Below are 7,502 nucleotides of genomic sequence, written 5' to 3' on the forward strand. Positions count from 1 at the left end.
AACCTCTGTAACTAGTTACATTTTGGGAATCTGATACGGATATGCTGGAGGCATCTGTCTTACATACGTTCACAAACTCGGGGTTTGATGGCCCTGGCCGCCATTTCCCCGGATTCCAAAAAGCGTCTGACACCCGCACCTACATCCTTGCCCCGCGAGAGGCTGTCCGCCTGGTTTTGCAGTCAGGAGATTTGCTGTCGATAGAAGGGTTTGGCCCAGAGCAGGCACTGGAAGTTGTGGCCTTTACCCAAGATGGGCGACCGGGATTGACTGCATTGAATTTGTCGAAAACCGGGGTGGTCAAATGGGGCGATTTTGACGGTGCACGGTTTCTGGCTTGGATTGAGGCGCAGGGTGGAGATCGGCAGGTTCCTTGTCACAGGCTGGACCGTGGGACCGAGCCGTTGATTCTCCGAACTGGCGACGCGGTTACGGTCTGGGTGATCCGTCCCACCGGGGTTGACGGGTTTATTGACGGCAGAGCGACTGGGAACATCACGGTCCTGCACAAGTCGGCTATGACCAAAGAGCCGCATCTGCCACCCTTGCTCGGTGATACGCGCGACGAATTTACGGTACAGCGCGGCAGCGCGCAGGCCTATGAGTTGAAGGCCGGCGAATTTGTTCAAATCATCGATGTTGAGGGTCAGCAATGTTCCGACTTTATGGCTCTGCGAGCCATTGGGTTGGATCAGGGACAAGAGTGGATGATCGACTCGACCGCGACCCGGTCGATGGTTCGGCGCTCTTATCCCATCCCCGGCTTATTAGACAAGTTCTTTGATCGCGAGATGCGTCCGTTGCTGAACGTGGTGCAAGACACATGTGGGCGGCATGACACATTTGGTTTGGCCTGCACCGCGCGCGGTTATGAAGAACGCGGGTTTCCCGGGCATCTGAATTGCTCCGATAACATGTCGAACGCTCTGGCCCCTTACGGTGTGGCGCGCCGAGCCGCGTGGCCCGCAATCAATTTCTTCTGGAGCACTTGGATCGATCCCAAGACCCATCACATTTTGACCGAAGAATCCCATTCGCGCGCCGGAGACTACGTCGCTTTGCGCGCGCTGGAGGACCTGATTTGCGTTTCGACCGCCTGTCCTGACGATATCGATCCCATTAACGGCTGGAATCCGACTGATGTGCATGTGCGCATCTACCGACCCGAAACGCCCATCCGCAGAGCGGTTGCCTATCGCGAAAAGGAAGACGCGCCCATGTCGATCAGTCAGGAGTCTGCCTTTCACGACCGTTTGTCACCTCTCACCCAGCATTTTGCCCCGGCGCGCGATCTGTGGGCACCGGTCAGCTATCCGGCCTATGGCACATTGGGTGAATATTGGGCTTGCCGTCAGGCGGTGACTATTCAGGACATGAGTGGCTTACGCAAATTTGACGTTGTCGGCCCCGATGCCGAGGCTTTGATGCAGTTGGCGACAACGCGCAACGTAGCAAAACTGCCGGTTTGGCGCGGGTCGTACACGCTGATGTGCGACGAAAGCGGTTCGGTCATCGACGATGGCACACTGTTCCGCCTTGCGCCCGAGATATACCGCTGGTGCTGCGGGTCCGAGGAAAGTGGCCGGGCTTTGCAAGAACTGGCCGATGCGCGCGATCTGCAAGTGAGGGTGCATGCGCTGCGTGGGGCGATGCCGAACCTCTCGATTCAAGGACCGAAGTCGCGCGACCTTCTGCGCAAGATTGCCTTTACTCAGCCACATGTCCCCGGTTTGGATCATCTGAAATGGTTCGGTGTCACCGTCGCTCGTTTGAACGACCGTGAGGGCGCGCCTTTTATGCTGTCGCGCTCGGGGTATACCGGTGAATTGGGGTACGAAATTTTCTGTTCCAAATCCGACGCCGTTGCCATCTGGGACGCAGTTGTGGCTGCCGGGGAGGAGTTCGGGATCACCCCAATGGGTTCGGCCGCCCTCGACATCATTCGGATCGAAGCAGGGCTGGCCGCGGCCAACGCGGAATTCGCGCCGGGCGTCGATGCGTTTGAGGCCGGTTTGGGTTTTGCGGTCGATCTGACCAAGTCCGAATTCACCGGGAAAGCGGCACTGGAACGCAATGCGCGCGATGCGCGCCGGGTGCTCAAAGGACTGCTGATTGGATGTGACGACGTGCCCGCCCATGGGGCCCCTGTCTATGCAGGTGAACGGCAAGTGGGCCTGGTCACTTCGGCTACGCGCTCTCCGATGCTGGAACACGCAATCGCCATGGCGCGGCTTTCGGTCGAACACGCGGAGAACAGCACTCAACTGGAGGTCGGTCAACTCGACGGGCGGATGAAACGACTGCGGGCCACCGTCACGGACATTCCATTCATCGACCCGCAACGCAAGCGGGCGCGCGCCTGATGGCGCAAATAACTCTACGCAACGGGAGAAACGATATGAAAACACTAAAGCTTACAGCAATCTTGGCTCTGGCCATGGGCGCGACAACGGCAATGGCACAGGACAAGGTCATGGTGGGCGAACCCAGCTGGCCCGGCGCCAAGATCATGAGCCGCGTGATCGGGCAGGTCATCGAAACTCGTCTTGGTGGTGAAGTCGGCTATGCTCCCGGCGCGAACGCAGTGATCTTTGCTGCCATGGATGGCGGGCGTGGTGACATCGACGTGCATCCGGATGTCTGGTTGCCGAACCAGTCGTCCTTTACCGATGAATATGTTGACCAAAAAGGTACCGTGGGTCTGTCTGCTGGCAGCTACGAAGGCCGTGCCGGGATCTGCGTGCCGAACTACATGGTTGAGGATCACAACATCCGCTCAATCTACGATCTGGCGACACCTGTCGCACAAGAGCTATTCGACTCTGATGGTGACGGCATGGGCGAAGTCTGGGTTGGTGCCTCGGGCTGGGCTTCCACCAACACCTTCAAAGTGCGTGTGCGGGACTACGGTATTGAGACCTTTCTAACACCGACCACCGAGGACGAAACCGTGTTCTATTCGCGTCTGAAAGATCAGATCGACCAGAAGAAAGGTGCGGCCTTCTATTGTTATGCGCCACACTACGTACACGCCTTGTATGACGTGACTATTCTGGAAGAACCCGAGCATGATGCGGCCACTTACAAGATGGTGCAGCCCGATCAGGATGCGGATTGGTACAACAAGTCTCATGTCAGCACGGGTGAGCCGGTCAAGACCGTAACTGTTGCACATTCCAAATCGCTGGATCAGCGCAACCCGGCAGCAGCGTCGTTCCTGGCCAATATCGACATGGATGCGGGTGAACTCAGCGGCTTGACTTACGAGGTCGTGGTCAAAGGCCGCGACACGGATGAGGTCGTCGCTGAATGGATCGCCGCCAATGGCGATACCGTCGACAGCTGGTTGGGTCTGACCACCAACTAAAACCTGCGCGCCCCTGGGTGCCGGGGGCGCGATCCAACTCAATTCCGATGGGGCCAAAATGACAGCGCAAATTGCAATCGACGCAAAAGGCGTGTGGAAAGTGTTCGGCGAGCGCTCGCAAGAAGCTTTGAACGCCATCCATAGTGAGGGGCTGAGTAAGGCCGAGGTCTTGGAGCGCTTCAACTGTGTTGTAGGTGTGGCTGATGCCAGTTTCGAGATCGAACGAGGTGAGCTGTTCTGCGTCATGGGCCTGTCGGGGTCGGGAAAATCAACCCTTGTGCGCCATGTAAACCGACTGCTGGAGCCTACAGACGGCCATATCTATCTGGATGGTGAGGATGTGATGGGCCTGAATGATGAAGGCTTGCGAGATCTGCGCAACCGTCGCGTCGCCATGGTGTTTCAGAACTTTGGCCTGATGCCGCACCGGACAGTGCGCGACAACGTAGCGATGCCGCTAGAAATCCGCGGCACCGGCAAGGCCCGCCGTTGGGAAGAGGCGGATCGCGTGCTGGAACTGGTTGAGCTGAACGGCTGGGAAGACAAATACGCACATGAGCTGTCGGGCGGGATGCAGCAGCGCGTCGGCCTCGCTCGCGCGATCGCCGCCGATCCAGAGATTTTGCTGATGGACGAACCGTTTTCGGCTCTTGACCCTCTGATCCGCAAACAGTTGCAGGATCAGTTCATGGACCTGAGCCACAAGTTGAACAAGACCACGATGTTCATCACTCATGACCTGGACGAAGCGATCCGCATTGGCCACCGGATCGCGATAATGAAGGATGGGCGCATTGTTCAAATCGGAACACCCGAAGAGATCATCCTCAATCCTGCCGATGACTATGTTGCCGACTTCGTAGCCGGGATTTCCAAGCTCAATATGATCTTCGCCCATGCTGTTATGAAACCCGTCGACGAGTTCGAAGCACATCATGGAGAGGTGCCTCAGGACGCAAAAGAAGCCCATCCGGATATGGATTTGTCTGATCTAATGAACCTCTGCGTGGATGGTCACGGCGTAGTGGCGGTGACACAGGACGGCAAGACCGTAGGCGTGATCAATCGTGCGGGCCTAATCCGTGCGATCCAGGACAGCCAGGCATAAGGGGACCGTTATGAAACATGTTGATGTCCAACAGATCCAGCCGGAAACCGCCGACCGCCTAAATGGGCTGATCGGAGATTTCGTGGGGCAGGAACAGTCATATTACCAAAAGACCTTCTCCTACATGATGCAGGCGCCAGGCTATCGCTTTACGCTGAACAAGGCAGCGGCGATCCTCGGACCGATCTGGTTCGGCGCACGGGGGCTATGGTCATGGTTCTTGGGATTTCTGGTGTTGGAAACACTAGCCTATATCCAGATCGGGCTGGGCTTGTTCGGAGATCTCGGGCGCGAGTTTCGCGAGCGCGCGGAACAAATCGAGCAAACGTTGGAACTTCGACGCCAACAGATCACGGCTGCAGAGCAATCTGGAGCTGCGTCGCTGGATTCGCTGAAACGTGCAGCTGAATCCTTGGAAGGGGCCTTGGCCGGCGCACAAGAGGCTGCACGCACAGCAGACTCAACTGGCTTAACCTATCTGACCGTCGGCATTGTTTTGTTGTTGGCCGTCAAGTTTCTTGCCGCATCTCTGGCCAATTGGACGCTTGAAGGGCAATTTGCGCGGTGGCGCTCTGACCCGAGCGTGGCGCACGGGTGGTCGGTCACCCGACTAGCCGTGGCTACAGCGCTGACCTTCGTGGTGGTGATCTTGTCGATGATCAAATTCGCGCAGCCTGATGCTTTGGCTGTGCTCAAAACCTTCCCCACCAACCGCGACTGGCGGTTGAATGTCGGAGACGGTGTGCAGGCCGTGTTTGAATGGACCAAAACCGCCGGGCGAGGCTTCTTTGACGGGCTGACCTTAGGGATGCGTACTCTGCTGGACTGGATCGAAGTTGTGCTGGTTGATACCCCCTGGCCGGTAGTGGCTATGGTGATCATCATGCTGGCCTACCTTTCGGCTGGCGCCCGCGTGGCGATTTTTACCGGCGCAGCGCTGGCCTATCTCGGGCTTCTGGATTTCTGGGAAAAAGCGATGACGACCATCGCGCTGCTTGGCGCCGCCGCGCTGATTTCGATTACCTTGGGTATCCCTCTAGGTATCTACTGCGCGCGTCGTCCGCGTGCGTTTGCCATCGTGAGGCCGATTTTGGATTTCATGCAGTCAATGCCTTCCTTCGTCTACCTGATTCCGGTTGTGGCCTTTATCGGCTCTGGCAAGCCTGCTGGCGTGGTCGCGACCATGATATTTGGTAGCCCACCAGTGATCCGTTTCACAGTGCTTGGCTTGCAGCAGGTCCCTGAAACCGTGCGCGAAGCCGCCTTGGCCTTTGGCGCAACACCGCGCTACTTGCTCTGGCGTGTTGACTTGCCCTTGGCGCATAAAACAATCATGGCCGGTGTAAACCAAACCATACTGATGTCGCTGGCCATGGTGGTTGTCGCCTCGCTGATCGGCGCAAAAGGATTGGGTGAGGACGTGCTGGAAGCTCTGCAATATGCAGCGGCGGGGCAGGGGATACTTGCCGGTCTTGCGATCCTGTTCTGCGCACTCATCCTGGACCGGATTGTTGCGGGTAAGAGATAATGAGAAATAGTCAGCAGACGCGGATGCGGGTTTTGACTGAACAAGTGAATCCGATTGCCAGTTTGCGCTGTCGCCTCGGGCTAGATGATGCGGTATCCAAGCCATCTTGGCGAGCAGTCGCGCCGTTCGCCACTCCAAAGTGGCTTACGGTCCACGACACGGCGTTGTTCGGTGCTGAGCCCACTTTGACCAAGTCAGTTTTCGGGCCATTTGCAGACGGTAGTGATACCGCCTCTGACGAGTTCGGTATCTGGTTTTTTTACGCGGCTCTCTCGAGCTGCTTAACTAGTTTTTCGTACTTCCTGATCCTAGAATCGAGGTCTTTCTGAGTTTTCAGTTGTATTCTTGTGATACGGGAGTCGCTCTCCTTTTGAATCTTCTTGGCGTAGGCCGCCCAAGAAACCGGATCCCATTTGAATTTTCTGTTTTCCACGATGTCGACATAAGCCGCCGCCCAAAACGAAGGTTTGTTCATATCAGACCATGCCTTCAGTGTAGCTTTCGCGAAGAGGACAAGGTTCCCGTCCGCCTTTACGTCGTCGGACACTGCGCCACCGACCAATTGGGCGTATTGGTCCGCTTTACTACCGACAAAACCCTTTAGCGTTTCTTTGTTCAGCTTTGCGAGTTCGGCGCCGGTTACTTTAGTAGATTTTTGTGCGGCAACAGCCAGATTGCTAAGGCCCACAGCCATGGTGGCCAGCATCGCAATCAAATCCTTCTGATCCGTAGCTTTCTTGCACTTTTGCAAGTCGCGCGCGTTTTCTTTGCGAAGTCTTTCAAAGTCACTGTTCATCTCCGCGCGAAGCTTCTTGAGTTTGCCCAGAACTTGCTTGTAACGCGTTAGAGTTTTCTTTTTGTCTGACATTTTACCCATTCCTATTTTTACTTGTTAATCAGTATACTTACTTCGTACGGCACGCAGGTTTCCGCGATAGTCGAGCTGGTTTAGTGGTCAAGTTCATTCTGAAGACCTCCTGCCTATTTCAAGCGCTTGAGCTCTACGTTCTTGATAAATTGCTGATCAAACCGACCAGGCTCGAACCTCGCGGACTGTCCTTTTTGAAGCGACACCAGTTTTCTTGAAAAAGTAACTTGTCGAATTGTGGCATTACCAAAATGAGAGCTTAGAGATGCTCGAAACTTGAAGTTACCATTCTCGTCCAGGGTTGCTTTGGCTTTGGGCAACCCAGCTGAATTGCCGGTAAAGTCGCGATGGTAGGTCAAAGATAATTCGTCGCTTCCGTTTCGACTGAAACGGTACACCGAAAGCACTTCCTGACGTCCGGGTTTGTAATACGGATCGTAGTGGTATTTGGCATATTCATCGTCCCAACGGCGGCGAACAACAACCTCATAGCTCCCATCCAAAGCGGCGAGATTTGTCGTCGTCGCAGATGAATTGGGCTCAACGCTTCGGTTGTCTATTTTTGGCACTCGGGCGAGCAGCATCTCATATGTATTTTCATTGAGATATCCTGTCTGAGACAAACCGTTTG

The 7,502-nt window shown here is 55.8% G+C and carries 6 protein-coding genes; 4 read left to right on the forward strand and 2 right to left on the reverse strand.

The features are described from left to right. Window positions 1-41 precede the first annotated feature (41 nt). From GOV38_RS12455 to GOV38_RS12470, 4 genes are read left to right on the forward strand one after another with little or no spacing between them, the layout of a single operon-like run. Window positions 42-2,363: a DUF1989 domain-containing protein gene (locus GOV38_RS12455; protein WP_171210085.1), complete on the forward strand. Its 2,322-nt coding sequence runs from the start codon at window positions 42-44 to the stop codon at window positions 2,361-2,363. Between the two features lie 35 nt (window positions 2,364-2,398). After that, on the forward strand, window positions 2,399-3,367 hold the full coding sequence (locus GOV38_RS12460) for a glycine betaine ABC transporter substrate-binding protein (protein WP_171097275.1): 969 nt from the start codon (window positions 2,399-2,401) through the stop codon (window positions 3,365-3,367). Window positions 3,368-3,425: 58 nt separating this feature from the next. Continuing rightward, the gene (locus tag GOV38_RS12465) at window positions 3,426-4,475 is read left to right on the forward strand and encodes a glycine betaine/L-proline ABC transporter ATP-binding protein (protein WP_171097276.1); all 1,050 of its coding nucleotides are present in this window, start codon (window positions 3,426-3,428) and stop codon (window positions 4,473-4,475) included. Window positions 4,476-4,485: 10 nt separating this feature from the next. Next, window positions 4,486-6,003 (forward strand): proline/glycine betaine ABC transporter permease, encoded by a 1,518-nt coding sequence (locus GOV38_RS12470; protein WP_171097278.1) that lies wholly within the window; start codon window positions 4,486-4,488, stop codon window positions 6,001-6,003. 259 nt (window positions 6,004-6,262) lie between these two features. Here GOV38_RS12470 and GOV38_RS12475 read toward each other — a convergent pair whose 3' ends face one another. Together GOV38_RS12475 and GOV38_RS12480 are read right to left on the reverse strand one after the other, a co-directional pair. After that, window positions 6,263-6,871, reverse strand: a complete 609-nt coding sequence (locus tag GOV38_RS12475; protein ID WP_171097281.1) for a hypothetical protein — start codon at window positions 6,869-6,871, stop codon at window positions 6,263-6,265. Between the two features lie 113 nt (window positions 6,872-6,984). Continuing rightward, window positions 6,985-7,502 (reverse strand): hypothetical protein (locus tag GOV38_RS12480; RefSeq protein WP_171210084.1); only part of this gene is annotated, 518 nt, incomplete at its 5' end.

The sequence above is a fragment of the Ruegeria sp. HKCCA5839 genome, from assembly GCF_013035585.1.
Classification (GTDB): Bacteria; Pseudomonadota; Alphaproteobacteria; order Rhodobacterales; family Rhodobacteraceae; genus Ruegeria.

Bases quoted from the DNA above. Each gene is read 5' to 3' on its own strand.
- GOV38_RS12455 (WP_171210085.1), top strand. From the start codon at position 42: ATGCTGGAGGCATCTGTCTTACATACGTTCACAAACTCGGGGTTTGAT.
- GOV38_RS12460 (WP_171097275.1), top strand. From the start codon at position 2,399: ATGAAAACACTAAAGCTTACAGCAATCTTGGCTCTGGCCATGGGCGCG.
- GOV38_RS12465 (WP_171097276.1), top strand. From the start codon at position 3,426: ATGACAGCGCAAATTGCAATCGACGCAAAAGGCGTGTGGAAAGTGTTC.
- GOV38_RS12470 (WP_171097278.1), top strand. From the start codon at position 4,486: ATGAAACATGTTGATGTCCAACAGATCCAGCCGGAAACCGCCGACCGC.
- GOV38_RS12475 (WP_171097281.1), bottom strand. From the start codon at position 6,871: ATGTCAGACAAAAAGAAAACTCTAACGCGTTACAAGCAAGTTCTGGGC.